Origin of the sequence: Bacillus sp. TL12 (assembly GCF_022625245.1) — a bacterium.
Lineage (GTDB): Bacteria > Bacillota > Bacilli > Bacillales > Bacillaceae_G > Bacillus_A.
On the sequence record NZ_JAJJBY010000006.1, the window covers coordinates 15,297 to 33,353 of the forward strand.

Annotated in this window: 15 protein-coding genes; 8 read left to right on the forward strand and 7 right to left on the reverse strand. The window is 32.6% G+C overall.

What is annotated here, in order from left to right; genetic code table 11:
- Positions 1-9: 9 nt before the first annotated feature.
- From pseG to pseB, 4 genes are read right to left on the reverse strand one after another with little or no spacing between them, the layout of a single operon-like run.
- Positions 10-1,095, reverse strand: a complete 1,086-nt coding sequence (pseG, locus tag LOK41_RS07605) for a UDP-2,4-diacetamido-2,4,6-trideoxy-beta-L-altropyranose hydrolase (protein ID WP_241815936.1) — start codon at positions 1,093-1,095, stop codon at positions 10-12.
- 5 nt (positions 1,096-1,100) lie between these two features.
- Positions 1,101-1,838, reverse strand: coding sequence for a cytidylyltransferase domain-containing protein (locus LOK41_RS07610; RefSeq protein WP_241815937.1), 738 nt, complete (start codon positions 1,836-1,838; stop codon positions 1,101-1,103).
- A 20-nt stretch (positions 1,839-1,858) separates the two neighbouring features.
- Positions 1,859-3,052: a UDP-4-amino-4,6-dideoxy-N-acetyl-beta-L-altrosamine transaminase gene (gene pseC / locus LOK41_RS07615; RefSeq protein ID WP_277818524.1), complete on the reverse strand. Its 1,194-nt coding sequence runs from the start codon at positions 3,050-3,052 to the stop codon at positions 1,859-1,861.
- 55 nt (positions 3,053-3,107) lie between these two features.
- Positions 3,108-4,073 carry a UDP-N-acetylglucosamine 4,6-dehydratase (inverting) gene (pseB, locus tag LOK41_RS07620; RefSeq protein WP_241815938.1) on the reverse strand — a complete coding sequence of 322 codons (966 nt, stop codon included), beginning with the start codon at positions 4,071-4,073 and terminating at the stop codon, positions 3,108-3,110.
- A gap of 699 nt (positions 4,074-4,772) precedes the next feature.
- On the opposite strand from pseB, the gene LOK41_RS07625 reads away from it, so the two are divergent.
- The 3 genes from LOK41_RS07625 to LOK41_RS07635 all read left to right on the forward strand — a co-directional run bounded on the left by LOK41_RS07625 (position 4,773) and on the right by LOK41_RS07635 (position 10,172).
- Positions 4,773-7,469 carry a glycosyltransferase gene (locus LOK41_RS07625; RefSeq protein WP_241815939.1) on the forward strand — a complete coding sequence of 899 codons (2,697 nt, stop codon included), beginning with the start codon at positions 4,773-4,775 and terminating at the stop codon, positions 7,467-7,469.
- Positions 7,470-7,717: 248 nt separating this feature from the next.
- Entirely contained in the window at positions 7,718-8,953 is a 1,236-nt protein-coding gene (locus LOK41_RS07630; protein ID WP_241815940.1) for a surface carbohydrate biosynthesis protein, read from the forward strand.
- A 478-nt stretch (positions 8,954-9,431) separates the two neighbouring features.
- Entirely contained in the window at positions 9,432-10,172 is a 741-nt protein-coding gene (locus LOK41_RS07635; protein ID WP_241815941.1) for a sugar phosphate nucleotidyltransferase, read from the forward strand.
- Between the two features lie 435 nt (positions 10,173-10,607).
- On the opposite strand, the gene LOK41_RS07640 is transcribed toward LOK41_RS07635, so the two are convergent.
- A complete protein-coding gene (locus LOK41_RS07640) occupies positions 10,608-11,573 on the reverse strand; it encodes a CgeB family protein (RefSeq protein WP_241815942.1) in 966 nt (321 codons plus the stop codon).
- 28 nt (positions 11,574-11,601) lie between these two features.
- A complete protein-coding gene (locus tag LOK41_RS07645; RefSeq protein WP_241815943.1) occupies positions 11,602-11,841 on the reverse strand; it encodes a CGEA protein in 240 nt (79 codons plus the stop codon).
- 684 nt (positions 11,842-12,525) lie between these two features.
- Here LOK41_RS07645 and rfbC point away from each other — a divergent pair.
- The 5 genes from rfbC to LOK41_RS07670 all read left to right on the forward strand — a co-directional run bounded on the left by rfbC (position 12,526) and on the right by LOK41_RS07670 (position 16,083).
- Complete coding sequence (gene rfbC, locus LOK41_RS07650; RefSeq protein WP_241815944.1) at positions 12,526-13,092, forward strand: dTDP-4-dehydrorhamnose 3,5-epimerase; 567 nt, start codon at positions 12,526-12,528, stop codon at positions 13,090-13,092.
- The gene (gene rfbB / locus LOK41_RS07655; protein WP_241815945.1) at positions 13,089-14,066 is read left to right on the forward strand and encodes a dTDP-glucose 4,6-dehydratase; all 978 of its coding nucleotides are present in this window, start codon (positions 13,089-13,091) and stop codon (positions 14,064-14,066) included. Before rfbC ends, rfbB begins: the two co-directional genes overlap by 4 nt.
- Positions 14,067-14,081: 15 nt before the next feature.
- Positions 14,082-14,945, forward strand: a complete 864-nt coding sequence (rfbD, locus tag LOK41_RS07660) for a dTDP-4-dehydrorhamnose reductase (RefSeq protein ID WP_241815946.1) — start codon at positions 14,082-14,084, stop codon at positions 14,943-14,945.
- A 341-nt stretch (positions 14,946-15,286) separates the two neighbouring features.
- A complete protein-coding gene (locus LOK41_RS07665; protein ID WP_241815947.1) occupies positions 15,287-15,478 on the forward strand; it encodes a hypothetical protein in 192 nt (63 codons plus the stop codon).
- On the forward strand, positions 15,394-16,083 hold the full coding sequence (locus LOK41_RS07670; RefSeq protein ID WP_347269295.1) for an FkbM family methyltransferase: 690 nt from the start codon (positions 15,394-15,396) through the stop codon (positions 16,081-16,083). Before LOK41_RS07665 ends, LOK41_RS07670 begins: the two co-directional genes overlap by 85 nt.
- Positions 16,084-16,371: 288 nt before the next feature.
- On the opposite strand, the gene LOK41_RS07675 is transcribed toward LOK41_RS07670, so the two are convergent.
- On the reverse strand, positions 16,372-17,745 hold the full coding sequence (locus LOK41_RS07675; protein WP_241815948.1) for a sugar phosphate nucleotidyltransferase: 1,374 nt from the start codon (positions 17,743-17,745) through the stop codon (positions 16,372-16,374).
- Between the last annotated feature and the right edge of the window lie 312 nt (positions 17,746-18,057).

Below are 18,057 nucleotides of genomic sequence, written 5' to 3' on the forward strand. Positions count from 1 at the left end.
CCTTAACATTTAATATTGTAAAATCTCCGATACTACACGTGTTTTCCCAAAACCATCTACAATTTCTAATGCCTTTTTAGAAGAGACCTCTAAATCAAAGTTTCCACTTTTAACAATCTCAATAGCATTACAAATATCTTTCGCGTAGATTTTTTCTGAGTTTCCGATATAAAAATCAATACCTAAATTTCCTACTGCTTTACATATTTCAATTTGATTATATGCCACTGAGATTAATAGTGCAGGTAACCCTAAACAATATCTTTCCCAAGTTGTCGAACCTCCAGCACATATTGCCAGATCTGCTTCATTCATTAATCGGGACATATAATCAACATTATAATGGAAGGTCATACTTGAATGTTTTTTGCATAAATTTTGGATGAAGTCTTTTTGAGGATTTGCTTGACCGGCAACTACATGAATAAGAAGCTGTGTACAGTCTAGTGCTTCTAGAGCTTTGATTACTTTGGATGTTTCATTAGTGGGATCGCTTCCACCAAAAAATATGAGTACTGTTTTAAGATTACCAGTTCTTTTTCTTACAATTTTCCGTTCCTTTAAAAATTCTGTCCTTAGCAGTGCATATTTGGGACCTAATAATTTTATACAATTTTTAGGGAGTAATTTTGTATATCTTTGGTCTATATTTGTATAATAATTTTGATCGAGCAGTATATCACACATATGTAATCTATCTGCTAAATCATCTATAACCATTATATATTGGGTGAATTCCTTCAATTTTTCTTCCCATTTTTTATCTAAAGCGTAATGGTCTACAATAAGCCAATCCACAGGAGAAATGTTCTGACTTATAATATTTATTGTTTGTTGTGCGTCTATTTCCCAACTAGTTTGAAGCCAGTGAGCATGAGCGGTATTACAATTATTATTCACTAGTTTCATTTTCGGTAACATATATATTGTGTATCCTTTAGATTTTATAAAGTTACACATATGGCCATTTAATTCCCTAGATATAAAAGCTACCTGATGTCCTAGATTTTTTAATTCCTTTGCTAAGGTTAAACATCGCATAACATGACCTGTTCCAATTTCTATAGAAGCATCTACTCGAATGAATATGTTCATTTGATTTACATACCTATCTTCTTTTGTTCTATATGACTATTAATATAAAACAAATCTGGTTCTTGTTTTAATAAATTTAAAATATCGCTGAAAGAAAACTGACTATTAACTGGATATAATCTGGTAATAATGTTTTTAATAAGAATAAAGTCTTCTTTCGTGTCGACAGTCCAGCGATGCTTACTTTCATCTAAGTCATGATGGACATTTAACAGTTTGAATTTCCCAGGGTTGTTATATATATAAGCAGTCACATGCTCACGATATGATGGCTCATTGGCTTCTTCATATGTTCGTTTTAAAATTCGATAGGGCATAACCTCTGTATCTAATCCTCTTGGATACGTACGGGTTAGTGTATTAGATATATAATCATATTTATTTTGCTGTTTTAAATAGCAATTAACGACTTTATCAATAATATTAGGATCGATAATGGGACAATCTGAAGTTAATCGAACTACAACATCCACAGAAAATTTCGTTGCAGTTTCATAATAGCGTGATAATACATCATCTTCTGATCCACGATAATAAGGAACAGAAAGTTGCCTACAAAGCTCAATGATTGGATTATCATTGAGCTTTGTAGTAGTAGCTACAATAATTTGGTCAATTGTTTTTGCTTTTTTTACTCGTTCAATTTGATATTCTAATAGTGTTTTATCAAGAACTTTCTTCAGGATTTTCCCTGGAAGCCTAGTTGAGCCCATTCGGGCTTGAATAATAGCGGCAACTTTCATTTCATCACCTTTTTATTCATTTATTTTTTATAAAAATTTATTACTTTTTTAACTGCATGAATGACATCATTAGCGTCTTGTTCACTCATTTCTGAAAATAATGGTAGAGTAATGATGCTTTCATATAATTTTTCAGCATGGGGGCAAATTCCTTTTTGATAACCTAATTTTTGATAATAGGGTTGTAAATGAACCGGAATGTAGTGAACATTGACACCAATATTTTCTTGCTGTAACGCTTGAAAGATTTTTTTTCGGCCAACTTTCAGCATTGATAAATTTAACTGAATGATATATAAATGCCAACTTGAATTAACATGTTCTAATTGTTTTGGTAGAATAATTTCGGGTAAATCTTTTAAATCCGTATCATACATTGCTACATATTGTTTTCTTTTAGCAATAAAAGAATCTAATTTTTGCAGTTGTGATAATCCAAGAGCTGCTTGGATATCTGTCATCCGATAGTTATAGCCAAGAAATTGCATTTCATAGTACCAAGGACCATGATTCTCAGTTAAATTATTAGGATAACGAGTGATTCCATGTGTTCGAAACTGTAGAAGTTTTTGATAGTAGTCCTCATTATTTGTTGTAATGATTCCACCTTCGCCTGTTGTAATATGTTTGACGGGGTGAAAACTGAACATGGTCATATCGCTAATTGAACCAATTTTTTTCTTTTTGTAAGTAGCGCCTAATGCATGAGCTGCATCTTCGATTACTATTAGATTATATTCTCGAGCAATTTTTGAAATTTCTTCAAGTTCAACTGGCTGTCCAGTAAAATGTACAGGTATAATTGCTTTTGTCTTATTTGTAATCTTATCTTTTATTAAATTAGGATCAATGTTGTAAGTATCGGAGTTTATATCTGTAAATACCGGTATTCCACCTTGATAGAGGACACAGTTAGAACTGGCAGCGAACGTCATCGAAGTGGTGATAACTTCATCATTAGTGGAGATTCCCGCTGCAAAGCAAGCTCCATGCAAGGCGGCTGTTCCACTTGAAAATGCTACGGCATATTTGGCACCTACATATGCTGCCACTTGATCTTCAAATTGTTTTATTGTTGGACCGGTTGTAATAAAATCACTTTTTAAAATGTTTATTACTGCTTGGATATCATCTTCATCTATGAATTGCTTGCCGTATGGCAAATAATGATCCCGTACGGGGTTTCCTCCATGAAGCGCTAAAAGATGTTTCATGATCATTAATACTCCCTTATAGATTGTTTTAATTCATTTTAGTCATTCTTTTCTCTTATTCATTAATGAATTTTTTTAACTCTTCCCTTGTTAACCAATGATCATTTTTGTCGCTTGTATAACTAAAACCTTCTGGAAGAGGTTTGCCTTCACCTATATTTGCTTTATCCCACCAATTGAATTCTGGTTGAATGATATAGTAATTTTCAAATTCTAAAGTATGACGGGCATCATCTTCAGTTATCATAGCCTCATGAAGTTTCTCCCCTGGACGGATGCCGATAAACTCAATTTTACATTCAGGTGCAATTACTTTTGCCAAGTCTGTTACTTTCATGCTAGGGATTTTAGGAATGAAGATTTCCCCGCCCTTCATTCGCTGAAGGTTATCAAGAACAAATTGCACTCCCTGATCAAGTGTTATCCAAAATCGGGTCATACGTTGATCTGTAATAGGGATCTTCCCAGTACTTTTTATACTTTTAAAAAATGGCACTACACTGCCTCTGCTGCCTACTACATTTCCGTAACGTACAACTGAAAATCTTGTGTTTTTTTTCCCTACGTAAGCATTTGCTGCAACAAAAAGTTTATCTGATGCTAATTTTGTTGCACCGTATAAGTTAATTGGAGAAGCAGCTTTATCTGTACTTAAAGCAATGACACGTTGCACTCCACAATCTATAGCAGCTTCAATGATATTCTGAGCACCATAGACATTTGTTTTAATAGCTTCAAACGGATTGTACTCACATGCACCTACATGTTTCAGAGCAGCTGCATGAACTACAATATCGACCCCAGCAAATGCCCGGTATAAACGAGCTTTATCACGTACATCCCCAATAAAAAAACGAATACGCGAATCGGTATAATCTTGAGCCATTTCGTATTGTTTCAACTCATCACGACTAAAAACAATGATCTTGCTTACACCAAGTTCCAGGGCTTTTTTTATAAATCTTTTTCCGAAGGAGCCTGTTCCACCAGTAACTAAAATTGTTTTTCCTGTTAAATTCATTTTATTCACAGCCTTTTTTATTGAATACATTTTCTCTATCTATTACTATGAATATTTCGTGGAAACGTTTGGGTATCATCTCCATATTTTCTTATAATTTTATCGAAATAGTAAATAAGTCTAGATTGTAATTTACTTGTAATTGCGCCTTACCGTTCTTTTATTTCATGGTTCAGGAAATGATAAATCTGTTTAATAGCTTCTTTTATATTATGGAAATGCTAGAAATCATAATCTTCGTTTTTAGATATAAGCGGTACCTTCAAATTTTCTAATCTAAAAGTGTTACATGTTCATAAGCTGTTCAAGCACATAGAGGGGATTATGTCTTTAATATAGAGCATAATGCCCCATCTTTTTTCAAGATAGGCTGTGTAACTATACAAAAAACAAAACGAAACATAGCATGATAAAAGTAAAAGCCTAAGTCCGATTTCTATTGTTTGATTGCATAGTTTATATCACTAATTAGTAATGAATAAAAACATCGATCGTGTATAATTAGTCGATTATAAAACTCAAATAATAATAATGTATCTTCATTAACAAAAAACATTTAATTCAATGAACTTTCAAATAGGCGTTAGATAGTGCTATTAAATAATTTGCAAAAAAAGTATATATATCTTTTAATTTTAATAGTTAAATATTTTTGTTTTTTGAATTGTAGAATGAATTATATAAGCGAGGGTGAACAATGTGTTGCAAGGATTTTTAAATTTCAAAGGGCAAGAAATGATACTGACAAAGGATTTATTTAAAAATATTAAAAATAATTTCACCTATGAGTTTTGGGTAAAGCCTCAAAAGGAACTTAGCTTAAATTGGGAATCAGATGAAGGAAAGGATAGCATTTCCGGTCAAAGGTTCGTTATTAGCCCGGGGAAATCTACAATTGAGCAAAAAGATGAATCGAGTACGGGAATATCAGTTGGAACGAATGGGATAACGGTATATGAAAATAGTGGTAATGATGCATTTGCTCTACTCACATATGAGATAAAAATAGATGATTGGACTCATATAGCTATTGTTTATGAAAACAATACTCCAAACTTATATGTGAATGGAAGTTTTGTAAAAAAAGGATTAAAAAGTGCGAAGAATAATATCTTTGCATCAGGAAATATTGGAGGGTGTGAAGTATACGGATATTTTGAAGGACAAGTAAATCATTTGAGAATTTGGGGTTATTCAAAAAACGAAAGAGAGATTAAGTGCCATATGGATAAATATTTACAGGGTGACGAACAAGGATTGATTTTAAATTTGAACTACGAAAAGCCAACAGATATCCAATCTATTTCGAATACAGACGAAGAAGCTGATGAACCATCTTTTTTAAATGATTCTATTCTTAATCAATTTAGTTTAGAAACATTTAATGAATTAAATTATGTTGAATATAATAATAACTTACTTCAAGATACTGAGGTAGATGTAATTCTATCAATATATAATGGTTATGAATTTACAAAGAGATGTATAGAAAGTATATATGAGAATGCAGATCTTCAATTTAACTTATTTTTAATTAATGATGCGAGTACAGATGAACGAATATATCGTTTTTTGGAAAACTTGAAATCCAGCAAATCACCCCAAAGCCTAAAAAAATTAGTGATTATACACAATGATAAAAACCTAGGATATGTACAAAGTATTAATAAAGGCTTACTTTTAACAACGAATCACCCCATTTTATTAAATAGTGACACAGAAATTCCACCTCATTGTTTTCGACGTTTAATTAACCCTATATTAGTAAATCATAAAATCTCATCCGTTACTCCTTTCTCAAATAGTGCTACGATTTGTTCCTATCCTAATTTTCTTCAAGATAATGAATTACCGTACGATATGAATACAAATGAAGTCGATTCATATTTTTCAAAATATATCATTAACAAAGGGATAGTAATCCCAACAGGTGTAGGCTTCTGTATGGCATTAAATAGAAATGTCATTCATGATATCGGAATCTTTGATGATGAGGTTTTTGGCAAAGGGTATGGCGAGGAAAATGATTGGTGTATGAGAGCTCAGCATAAAGGATATAAAAATATATTGATCCCAAATGTGTTCGTTTATCATAAACACGGTGTCAGTTTTAATCAAATAGATGGCAGTAAACAAGCGTTAATGTCAAGTAATTTAAAAAAATTACTTGACCGATACCCCGATTATAATAAAAGAATACAAGAATTTATAAGGTTGGATCCAATAAAAAATATAAGAGAATTCATGAAAAGTGTAATGGTCGCCGATAAATATTCTTATAGAAAGGGTAGATTATTTATCGACCATGGTTTAGGTGGTGGTGCCTCAATCTATCAAGCTAACCATATAAAAACATTAGAAGATGATGAGAGGATATACACATTAATACCTAGGACAGATTATTTAATTTTAACTGATCATAATCATTCTGAACCAATACATTATCATCTTAAACTAAATAAACTAAATGAAATGAATTTTAAAAAATTATTAAATGCTTTAAGAATTGATCTCATTTTTATTAATCATTTATTTAAGTATCCAATTGCAAAGATGTTCAGTTTAATAAAAAACTCATTGGTGGATTATTGTTTTTTTGTTCATGATTTTTATTGTATTTGCCCAAGTTATAATTTAATTAACTATGAAAAGAAATACTGTAATGCTGAAACGAATCCAGAAATCTGTCAGGGGTGTATTGCAAAATTATACCCAAAAGAAACGATTAACATTGAAGATTGGAGAAAAGCGTTTCATCCTTTTTTGATAGGGGCCAAAAAGGTGATAACACCTAGCTATAACACGAAAGAAATTCTTTTAAAATATTATAAAGATATCCAGATAGAAGTAAGAGAACATTCCATTGATTCAAAAATAGCATACACTTTTAATAAGGATTTTTTAAATAAACAAGATTTAAATATTGCTTTTGTAGGAGCCATTGATTATCCAAAAGGATCAAGTATTATATATGAGCTAAAGGATTTAATTATTAAAGAAAATTTACCAATAAACATAAAGGTAATTGGGATAACAAATATTCACTTTCATCCACACAAAAGTGTTGAAGGTAAGTTTGAAGTAACAGGAAGGTACGAAGTTGATGATTTATCAGAAATATTAGCTGAAAAAGAAATAGCATTGGTGATTACTCCCTCAGTTTGTCCTGAAACGTATTCGTATACAACAAGTGAAGCGATGCTATCGGGATACCCCATTATTACATTTAATTTGGGTGCTCCTGCTGAAAGAGTGAAAAGATACCAAGGTGGATGGATTATTGATAATGTAAATAGTACTGAAATATTAAACTTATTAAAAAGATTATTAAAAAACAGAGAAGAAATTAATGAGAAAGCAACAAATTTAAAAAATTTTCAAGAAAGGGATGAATGATAGTAAATATTAATGGATTCAGTAGGTTTATTCTACTATTTGTGAGCAGTAAGACCCCACCTCAAAATTCCGCAAAAGCAAAGAAATTAGGTGTGAGCTGCCCGTAAAAGCCTGATTGGTGAGGGCCAGTAAACAGTAAGGGATGAAGGAGGCCTTCGTTAATTAAAGTTTCACTTATAAGAAAAAATACTATTCGCTACTAAAGGCAAGATTTTTTTTGATTGAAACAATAAGAAGGGGTGATGTTTATGTCGCAAAAGTTTCTTTACTTGCCAATCGAATCAAAAACAAGAGAATTCGACGCAAAATTACTCTTAACCTATTATGCAATTAAAGAGAATTATCGGATTGTTCTAGGAACACATACGCCTATTCTCGCTCATTTAGAGTTATTACCTAAGGGGATTATTTGTTCAAAGGGAACTCCTTACGGTGATGCAAGGAAAGAATATATGGACCACGCATACAAACTAGGCTATTCTATCGTCGAATTAGATGAAGAAGAAGGATTATTCCTTAATAGCAATAATTATAGCCGTCTTGGAAAAGATGATAAGTATGTTAATATACTTGAGCATGTATATTGCTGGGGAGATGCTCATAAAGAAATAGTTACAAATACTTTTCCTGAATTTAAGCAGAAATTTCATTTAACTGGTCATCCGCGGTTCGATCTACTCAAGAAAAAGTTTCGGGGTTTATATAGTGATGAAGTTAAAATGATTGAACAGAGGTTTGGTGATTTTATTTTAGTAAATACAAGATTTACTCAATATAATCACTTTCTAAGAGGGTTTAATCCTAATGAACATTATATAAAGAAGGTATATGAACATTTTATCCAATTAATTAAAGAATTAAGTGGGAAATATCCGGATCTTAATATTGTTGTTCGTCCTCATATTCATGAAAATTTGGAGAGTTATCGAAAAGAGTTGTCGGATTATAAAAATGTGTTTGTTGCCCATGATGGTAATGTTGTTATGTGGATTTTAGCCTCGAAAGTAGTTATACACAATCGTTGTACGACAGGTATTGAAGCTTTGTTACTTGATAAACCAGTCATTGCTTATATGCCGATTAATTATGAAAAAGAGAGAAAATATTTACCTAATGCAGTTACCCATAAATCAGTAAATAGTAGTGAAGTATTCAATTTAATCAACTTCTACTTATCTAAAGGGGAAATAGATGAAGGGAAAAAAATTCTATCAAAAAATTATTATGGGGCTATGGATGAAGAAAACTATGCCTATAAGAATATTATTAGTTTATTAGACAAAATCAATTCAACAGGTGAAAGTTCCATCCAGGAGTCTTCAGTAAGAGCACTTTCTACAATAAAAGGGGATCATACGTTAACTTCAGAAGACGAAATAAAAAGTTTCTTCAAAAAATTAGATTTAATAGAAATGAATAAAACTGAAGTGAGTATTCGAACATTAGCTCCTGATTTATTTGAAATAGCAGCTAATAAAAGTTGAGCCCTTGCTTTCTGTGAGACTTAATGTAACTTCCTTAGTTAGATAAAAACCCTTGTTACCAAGGGTTTTTATTGTTTTATAGAATAAAGAGTTTATAAAGCGTATGTTTTTTATAATAAATCAACCTATACAGCATTTTGTTTTGAAGTCGTTGTTATGAAGAAATTTACTATTGTTACTTCACTGAGTTTTCTTCAAAAGCATTTTAGCAGTTTAAGGTTTCCAAGAAAAGAATAAAAAAATTTTATTCATTATGTGTCATGAGCATAGCAAGAAAAGCATTTATTAAAAGATGAAGAATAAAAATGAGTCCTAAAGAATTGTATTAATACTGCAAAAAAATTTCATTGGTACACTGTAGGATTCGCGGATGAATAAAGAAGGATACCTTTAGTAGCTTTAGGGATATGGATATTTTCTGCTCTTACTCAAACATCAGAATACGTTCTAGATTTTTATAGAGGAAAGGAGCAATCTTATGAAAGGGATTATTTTAGCTGGAGGTACAGGGTCACGATTACACCCTATCACTAGGGTCACTAATAAACACTTGCTGCCTGTGGGGCGTTATCCAATGATTTATCATTCGGTTTATAAGTTAAAAGAATGCGGGATTACAGACATTATTGTCGTAACAGGAAAAGATCATATGGGCAATGTAGTTAATTTCTTAGGGAGCGGAACAGATTTTGGAGTTTCATTTACTTATAGAGTACAAGAAAAAGCAGGGGGAATTGCACAAGCTTTAGGATTGTGTGAGACATTTATCGGTAATGATAGAATGCTTGTCATTCTAGGTGATAATATATTTTCTGATACATTATTTCATTATGTAAAAGGGTATCAGAAGCAAAAAGAAGGGGCGAAAATTCTTTTGAAGGAAGTTGATGACCCAAAAAGATTTGGAGTTCCTGAAATACAGGAGGATTATATTGTAAATATAGAGGAGAAACCAAAGAATCCGAAAAGTCCTTATGCAGTAACAGGAATTTATATGTACGACGCAGATGTATTTAAGATGGTCAAAAAGTTAAGTCCATCTAGCCGTGGAGAATTGGAAATAACGGACTTGAACAATGAATATATTAAGAGAGGTACTTTAACTTATAATGTATTAAAGGGCTGGTGGACTGACGCTGGAACTCATGATTCCCTCTATAGAGCAAATACGTTGGCAAAAGATTTATATTTTGGGAATGGATTCGACAGTAAACCTTAAGAGTTTAGATATAAAAAGAAATGCATATGGTAATTATCCTGGAAGTGATATCTATTTCATAGGAAATAACCCCTGATATTGTTATACATTGTGTTGTTTATACAGAGATAAAATTAGTGGAAAAGAACAAAATATGAAGTTGTAAAAGAATTTATTCAGTGAAACGACTTAACATTCAACCTTCTTGATTTTCACGAGTGTGTTTCGTTGCAGAACATCATTTTTTACGTTTGAAAAATTTTTTCATCTATATCTTCCTGGAAAGACGGGATAAGGAAATACTTTATAACAAGAAAAAACATCGGTTATCATACCGATGTTTTTTCTTGTTTAAATTTGAAAAGTAAAATTTGCTTCAAATAAAACATAAGCGTACTCAATGCGTATTGAGATTTTATTTTTTGGATAAACTATGTTTGCGATAGAATACGATTTTTATGCTTGAATAATATTCATCATTTCTTTTACCCTTTGACCAAATGTGTGCTGCTTTATCACTCGTTTTTGAGCCTTTTGAGCAATAACCTGCCTCTTTTCTTTATTATTCATATAGGTAACCACTTTACATAGACAATCTTCATAATCTTGGTAAGATACCATTTCTTCTTCAGTAAAGAAAGAACGAAGGTTAGGTTTTTCCTCTATTAGTTGAAAAGCTCCACATGCCGCAATATCAAACGTTCGGTTATTAATGCTTTCGCTAATAATTCCAGATGCGTTTTGATTATGCAAGAAATTGTGGCTTCGATGAGGGTTTAATACAATGCTGGCTCCGTTGTAAAAATAGGAAACCACTTTTGGATTCATCCATGTATCTTTAATTGTAACTCTAGGGCTGTTTCTCCAAAGTTTTTGTAGTCTATTACGCCAGCCTTTCCCAACTAAGCAGATGTGATAGTTTGTATTTTTTAAGAGAAAATGGATGAGGTGTATCCTTGTGGGATATGGATATCCTACAAGGAGTAAATCGTTTTTGTATGCGTGTTCCACTAGTAGGGGTTTAAAAGTTGCAGAATCTGTTCCTAACGGTAAATGATAGGCATTTTGATGAACGAATTGATAGTGTTTTAAAGGTCCTGTATCGATCGTAAAGATATAATCAAATCTATTAATCATTTGATAAGTCTTATCAAAATAATAAGGGTCCTCAGTCATCCAACATGCTAGCTTAATACCATTTTCTTTAAAATATTGAATAGCTTGTACAGAAAGATAGTCTCCTAATATAGTTAGAACCACTTGTGGTTGAAACGTGGCAACAATAGATTGCAGCTTTTCTATAGGTTCTAATGGATGAAAGGAGATCCATTCATAACCATTATCGTTTAGCCCAGCTTTCATACTGTGATCTAAATAATCGTAAATACCGTGATAACCAGAAGAAATATATAGTAACTTCATTATATATCACCAATTGTAGCAATGATTTCTATTCTTCTGTTGTAATGATGCTTTCAACATTATTACAACTAATTTTTATAATATTCGTCGCACTTGGAGATGGTAAATCTTCTTCTTCTAATGTAACTATGCCAGTCCAGTTATTAAAGTCTATAAGTTTGGCTGGTCCATAAACAAAGCCAGATTTACCTACGACCGTTATTATAGTTCCAAGTGGTATGTTGGAGAACTGGCGACAGATACTACTTTTGCATATTGATAGAACCATAGACAAATGCTCCTTCCTTTTTATTAATTATGTTGATACTTAATAACACTTATAATATATGAAAATAGATAGATTTTGTGCAAAGAATATTCCAGTAAATACCCCCTTTTATATCCAATTTCAATATCTAATTTTGAGTAATAAATTCCATATATTTAAAAATCGAGCAACTAATTGAAAACAGTAGGTCTCTTTTTATGTGCGTGCTACGCTGGACGTTCCATGTCATTATGGGATCAGCAATAAAATGAACAGAAGAAATTAAAATTGTACAGGATTTAGCTAGTACAGTATGGTTATAAACGGCATATATATCATGTTTAAAAAGTAAGATAAATAACGAGATATGTTTATTCTGCTATTCGTGGGTAGTAACTCACTGATTAAAGTTGCATTTTATAAGAAAAGGAAGGATTAGATAAGGGGAGTTATTCTGATTGATGGTACGGAATCACGTCTATATCCCACGACAAAAGTAATAAGTAGTCATTTCCTTTATGGCGATCAATTAGAAATAACATATTAAAATAACAAGGAATATTGACCTATATATTAATGGAGTGATAGGTGATGAAGTGACGGAGAGGTTTATGATCCTCTTTGGCGTAGCAATGTACTCGCAAGAGAAATCCAATTCGGGAAGGAATTTGATGAAAAACCTGAACGATGGAGGTGATGGCGAAAATGAACGTAATTAAAACTTTATTCGAGAATGTAAATATTGTAGAGCCGGACGTATATAAGGATCATAGAGGATTCTTTAAAGAAAGTTTTAACAAAAAAGTCTTTGAACAATTACAAGTGCCGTATCAATTCGTTCAGGACAATATATCAAAATCGGTGGAAGCAGGGACAATAAGAGGCTTGCATTTTCAAACAAACCCTAAAGCTCAAACGAAGCTTGTGCAGGTGATGAAAGGAGTTATATTTGATGTTATCGTGGACTTGCGAAAAGAATCGCCCACATATAAGAAATGGCAAGGATTTATATTAAGTGAATATAATCATCGGCAGTTGCTTGTGCCAAAAGGATATGCACATGGTTTTTGTACATTAGTTCCTAACACAATTGTCATGTATAAGGTCGATGAACATTACGATTTCCAAACTGATAGTGGGATACGCTGGAATGATGAAGAGTTGCAAATTGATTGGCCGGTTAAGTACCCGATTTTATCCGACAAAGACCAGGCATTGCCGGCTTTACAAGATGGTAATCATAATTTTCATTTTAGGGAGAAAAGCACATGAATATTTTAGTAACAGGTGGAGCAGGTTTTATTGGTAGTAATTTTATAAGATTTTTAGTTAAGAAGTACCCGCACTATAATATTATTAATTACGATGCGTTGACTTATTGCGGAAATTTATTGAATTTAGAAGAGATAAAGGACAAAAAGAATTACCGGTTTATTAAAGGAGATATTCAAAATAAAGAATTGCTTTATCATGTAATAGATCAATATGAAATTAACAGTATTATTAACTTTGCCGCAGAATCACATGTTGACCGCAGTATTGAAAATCCACAAATCTTTTATTCAACAAATATATTAGGAACAACAACATTGTTAGAAGTTGCTTTTGCAAATCAAATTGAAAAATTTATTCAAATTTCTACTGATGAAGTGTACGGTTCATTGGGGGAAACAGGAGTATTCACAGAGGATACGCCATTGAATCCTAACAGTCCTTACTCTTCTAGTAAAGCGAGTGCTGATTTGATTGCATTAGCTTACTGTAAAACGTACGGTTTACATGTAAATATTACCCGGTGTTCTAATAATTATGGTCCTTATCAATATCCGGAGAAATTGATTCCTCTTATGGTTACAAATGCCTTGGAGAATAAACCTTTGCCTGTATACGGAACGGGCAGAAATATTCGAGATTGGCTTCATGTATACGATCATTGTACTGCAATTGATTTAGTGCTGCATAAAGGGGGAAAAGGAGAAGTATATAATATTGGCGGAAATAATGAGAAGCGCAATATTGAAATTGTAGAGCTCATCATTGAACAGCTAGGTGCCTCTAAAGATCAAATTACATTTGTAAAGGATCGTCTAGGACATGATTGGCGATACGCTATTGATGCTGAAAAGATTAAAAAAGAGCTTGGATGGAAGCCAGTATATACATTTGAAGCGGGCCTTCAGGAGGTTATTCAATGGTATAAACGGAATGAAACCTGGTGGAAGCCTCTAAAATACGGTACATCTTAGTAGAGGGAGAGGGTTATGAAGAAAGTAATAGCGATTACTGGAGCAAATGGGCAATTAGGCAGACAGTTTGCTGAAGATTTACATGGTTTAGGTTATCGGGTTTGTGCTTTAAGCCGAGAAGATATGGACATAACGGATTTTTCAAAAGTCGATCTCATTCTAAGAAAAATAAATCCTAATACTATTATTCATTGTGCTGCATACACAAAGGTAGATGTAGCTGAAACTGAAAGAGATAAAGCATTTCTTGTAAATGCTCTTGGAACAAGAAATGTCGCTGTTGTAGCAGAGAAAGTTTCGGCTAAACTTGTTTATATTAGCACGGATTATGTATTCGATGGGACAAAAGAAACTGGCTATGACGAGTTTGATACTCCTAATCCGATAAACGTGTATGGAGCCTCAAAATATGCAGGAGAAAACTTTGTTAAGAACTTTCATTCACGCCACTTTATTGTACGTACTTCTTGGCTTTACGGCAAGTATGGAAATAACTTCGTTGAAACGATGTTGAAGCTTGCTAAAAATCAACTTGGGATTAAAGTAGTGAATGACCAAACAGGATCTCCAACCTATGTAAAGGATTTAGTACGATGTGTGAAAGAATTGATGGAAACAGAATTATATGGAACGTATCATGTATCTAATACGGGGGCTTGTACATGGTATGAGTTTGCTAAAGAGATATTTTCTTTATGTGATATAAAGGTCAATACGACACCTATTTCTACGAAAGGGTTTAGTACGGGTGCTTTACGTCCTGCCTATTCGGTTTTGGATTCTTATGCATTGCGATTAAATGGATTTCATGTAATGAAACCGTGGCGAGAAGGTTTGAAAGAATACCTTAAGGAGAAGGAAAGATTTAGAGGAAAATGATGCAGGGTATAAAAATATACTAGTTAATTTAGAAAAAGATGACTAGTTTTATATTATAAATGTGAAGTGTTAAATCTTATTATACTTTTTGTAAATAAGATAATGAAAAGAGCTCTGTAGAAAGAACGAGGAACTTATATAGTAAAGCTATCATAATATTTATTATGATAGCTTATAAGATAAGGGGCGGAAATAGAAAAAGCGTAGTGGTTAATAGTAAGAATCGGGCAGCTGATGGATCATAAGTTTTCCTTCTGCTACGCACATATCAAATTTCATAATCATATTATAAAAATATTAAAAGGTGGGTAAGGAAATGGACTATATTGTATCCTTTTGCAATGGCAAATGTAATGTTTAATGGTATTCAATTTCAATTTATCACACATCAAGCAGATATTGTGATTAGTAATCTTTTAAGAGCAGGTATGACTTTTGAAACTCATGTATTAAACTATCTAAACTCTATTATGAAGCCAGGAAGTCATGTTCTGGATGCAGGTGCGAATATTGGTGTAATTTTTTTCCTGTAGCGAAGCTTTCTCCTACAGTAACAATATATTGTTTTGAACCGGATCCAATAAATTATGCACTATTAAATATGAATATTGAACTAAATCATATAAAGAACATCTATACGTTTAACTATGCTTTAGGTAAAGAACAAAAATTTACAACTTTTTATAAAAATAACATGAATTATGGAGATCATCGTACTGCGCAACCATTAAATGGAGATTACGATATAGAATGCTTTAACACTTCGTCAAATCGTGTTCATTCGGTAAATATTGTAGAATTTTTAAAACAATGCTTGGACGAGCGTTCGCCTGAGTACTTTGATGTAGTGAAAATTGATGCGCAAGGAAGTGACCTTGAAATCCTTGAATCGTGTTTGCCTCTTATGAAGGAAGTGACAACAGTTGTTATGGAGTACTCTCCTTATCATTTACTTCGGAATGGAACTTCAAAAGAACAAGTAAGAAATATATTTGATTATTTTTCAAGTTTTGGGGTTGTAATGCCAAATCATCCCGATATGGCTGTTGCTTTAAATAAAAATGAAATATTAGAACATTTTGATACTCTTTCTGCAACAGGGAATTTTTATGAGGTTATACTAAAGAGGAAAAAGTAGATTGAATAAAACTCTAATCCCTTAATATTTCCAGCGTCTGAATATAGTATACTTGTTGCTAGATTATTTTAATTTGTAAACGCGCATGATGAAATAATTCTTTTATAATCCCATCCGCCTCATTTTGAGAATTTAATTTTGGGTATACATTTATATCATTCTTAATAAGTTTCCTTATATTTTAATGAGGGGATGGAAATGATAAAAACCTGAATGATTAGTTCGTTACAAATTCTCCTAGTATATAAAAGTGAAGTGGTGAAATATCTCTAAATTATACTACAAAATTTATTTTAAATTTTCTTCAATTTCTTCCCAAGTCATATAAATGCGCACAATATCTTCTTCGATCAGTTCGCTTCCCATTTGAACTTCTATAAATTCTAAATCAGAAGTTGCTCTCAGTGCATGTCTAGTCCCCACAGGAATTTGAATTACATCTCCAGGGTTTACAGTTTTAAATGCTCCATCAATAATGATTACACCTTCACCTGAGATAATACTCCAAACTTCTTGGCGCTTACAATGCAATTGATAACTTAAATTTTTATTAGCAAGTATCTTAAGTCTTTTTGTAAGTACTTCATTTCCATCTGGCAATTTACTATAGTCTAGGACACGGTACCATCCCCAACGACGCTCTTCATACATAGGTCTCTGGGTGTAACATTCAATAAACTCTTTAATCTGTCCGCTTTGCGATTTGTCAGCTACTAAAATACCGTCAGGACTTGTAACCACAATACTGTTAGAAAGACCGGTCACAATTACAGGCAAATTTAGTTCATTGATAAGATGTGTATTACAAGAGTTATCACTGATCATCCCTTTTCCAACAATTGGTGTTTCTAGAATTTCTGATAAGGTACTCCAAGTTCCTAAATCACGCCATGTACCCTTATATGGTATTGCAACAATATGAGAGCATTCTTCTACGATTTCATAATCAAAACTCCTCTTAGGAAGGTTGCAATACTGATTAGTAAGCTGTTTGTATTGTAGAGGCATTTTTTTATCAGCTAAATATTGGATTAAGAATCCTAGTTTGAAAGCAAATATTCCACAATTCCAAAGGGCGTTTTCATTTACTAATCTTTCTGCTGTATATTGATCAGGTTTTTCTATGAAATGATCAACCTCCATATATGAGGATGTTAAGGGAAGGGAAGGATTAATGTTAGGTATGATGTAGCCATATTGCTCAGATGGATATGAAGGTTGTACGCCTATTAATGCAAGAGAGGCTTCAGAATCTGTTAAAACATTTTCAAACTGCAGTAATGTTTTAAAAAAGGAATCTTCCACATAAGCATCAACAGGCATTATACAAACTATTTCGTCTAAACTAATATTAAGAACGGAGTGCAGATAAACAGATGCTAAAGAAATAGCAGGAAATGTGTCTCGACGATCTGGTTCAATGATTAGGGGAATAGCGTCGCTTAGTTGATTTTGAATGATATCTGTTTGAGACTTGTTTGTGGCAATATAGGTGGAATTTTCTAAACCAACTGAATGGATTTGCCGCCATATACGTTGTAGCATGGATTCTGGATTTCCATCCTCATCTCGAAGAACTTTCAAAAATTGCTTTGACCTGGAATCATTTGATAACGGCCAAAGTCGTTTTCCTGATCCTCCAGATAATAAAATGAGTTTCATATTTTACCGCCTTTCTCGTAATCTTACGCTCATATTAGGGAGCTCCCTCTCTCTGCTTTGCTTGTATATGTCAAGAACGTAGCATTGTATTTTATATTTGGTTTGTAGTATATGGTTTTAGGAGCCTATATAAACTTACTAAGCTGTCTAAATGGCTCCTTTATTAAAAATATTCAGCTTTGTGGAGATTGCTAGTATCTTTTATTTTCCGCTCCCGAGGCTTGTTTCAAATGATAATAGTTAATAAAAAGATCTTATTATCATTTGATTTTTCTTGTAATTTTCCTGAAAAGTGCATTAAGGTATATGAGT